Genomic DNA, 1,284 nt, shown 5'->3' on the forward strand with positions numbered 1-1,284 from the left:
ACAAATAAATTTTTTTATTATTCTTTATTATGGTGTGCTAGTGTTAAAGTCAACCAACTAATCTTATTTTCTTCATGAAAATTCTTAATAGCTTTAAATCTAGCGTTGTTTTTACTTGCAACAATTTTTTTTATTTCAATTTTTTTACTTTCAACATTAAAAAGGGGCGAACCGCACCCCATTCCATCAACAACAATTAATTTTAATTATTAACTAAGTTTAACTGAATAAGTTAAACTTTTTTTAAAAAAATTTCATCATTTTTTAATTTTAAAAAATATTCGACTGGATTTGAAACTTCTTTTTTAAACATTTCTTGTAAATTTTTATCTTCATTTATTTTGTTTTTTATAAATTTAAGTATTTCTTTCTTTTCTTTTCTTTGATATAGATTTTTAGCTATTTCATAATAATGATCTAAGTTTTTATTTATATCATGACTTGAAAATGAATAGTCTAAAAGTTTAAATTCATGTTGAATAAACATAATTTTTTTCTTTAAATTTTTTAAACGGTTTTTTTGCATGGCTGCTTGTAGCTGGAAGATATGAAGATTTAAAAAATTAGAATAAGCACCAGTACCATAATCAGTAGTTTTGAAATAGAATAAATGACTATTAAATTCTTTATTAATTTTTTCTATTTCAAAACTACTCAATGATTTATTTTGATTAATCAAATGAGCCATTTTAAAAACGTTTTTAGTACAATGAATATCTTCTTTATTCATTGTTAAATTTTCTATATATATTACTTGTTTATTTACTTGCATTTTTTGTATTGCCGCGGGCGGTTTTTCTTTCTTTTATATAATATTTTACTTCTTTTCCATCATCAAATATAATAATTTTACAAGATTCTATTTGAGATGTAGACGTAAAATTTATATTTAAATTATTTAAATATAAAATTTTAAACCATCCACGAATATTTTTAAAATCTATATCTGATGCAGCTATACTTTTAAAATTTTTAAATAACATTTTTTTTATTCCTCTTATTGCCGCGGGCGTCCTTTCTTTTTTCTCTAAGTTCTTCTTGTTCTTTTAGTGCATCTTCATACATACATATATTTATGCTATATATAATATTTCCTAAATCTTTTTCATCAATATTTTTGAAATACATATAATAAGCTGTTCCTAATCCGTATTTTTCTAATACTTTTTTAGTTATTTTATTTGAAAGAATATCTAAAAATAAAGCATCATTAAGTTGTTGCAATTTTTTATTGTCAGTTGTTTCAAAAATTTGTAAAATTTGTTTTGTTATAAGTTTTTTATT

General features: G+C 21.4%; 4 protein-coding genes. All 4 read right to left on the bottom strand.

Features of this window, described 5'->3' with window-relative positions; translation table 11 throughout:
- Positions 1 to 17 precede the first annotated feature (17 nt).
- A complete protein-coding gene (locus KTO59_RS04305; protein WP_284928824.1) occupies positions 18 to 182 on the bottom strand; it encodes a hypothetical protein in 165 nt (54 codons plus the stop codon).
- Between the two features lie 50 nt (positions 183 to 232).
- Positions 233 to 772, bottom strand: coding sequence for a hypothetical protein (locus KTO59_RS04310; RefSeq protein ID WP_284928825.1), 540 nt, complete (start codon positions 770 to 772; stop codon positions 233 to 235).
- Entirely contained in the window at positions 759 to 983 is a 225-nt protein-coding gene (locus KTO59_RS04315; RefSeq protein WP_284928826.1) for a hypothetical protein, read from the bottom strand. Before KTO59_RS04315 ends, KTO59_RS04310 begins: the two co-directional genes overlap by 14 nt.
- Positions 973 to 1,284, bottom strand: a 312-nt coding sequence (locus tag KTO59_RS04320) for a hypothetical protein (protein WP_284928828.1), incomplete at its 5' end; no start/stop codon positions are given. The genes KTO59_RS04315 and KTO59_RS04320, both read right to left, overlap by 11 nt.

The sequence above is a fragment of the Candidatus Phytoplasma sp. AldY-WA1 genome, from assembly GCF_020312115.2.
In the GTDB taxonomy this organism is placed as follows: domain Bacteria; phylum Bacillota_I; class Bacilli_A; order Acholeplasmatales; family Acholeplasmataceae; genus Phytoplasma; species Phytoplasma vitis.

Bases quoted from the DNA above. Each gene is read 5' to 3' on its own strand.
- KTO59_RS04305 (WP_284928824.1), bottom strand. From the start codon at position 182: ATGGGGTGCGGTTCGCCCCTTTTTAATGTTGAAAGTAAAAAAATTGAA.
- KTO59_RS04310 (WP_284928825.1), bottom strand. From the start codon at position 772: ATGCAAGTAAATAAACAAGTAATATATATAGAAAATTTAACAATGAAT.
- KTO59_RS04315 (WP_284928826.1), bottom strand. From the start codon at position 983: ATGTTATTTAAAAATTTTAAAAGTATAGCTGCATCAGATATAGATTTT.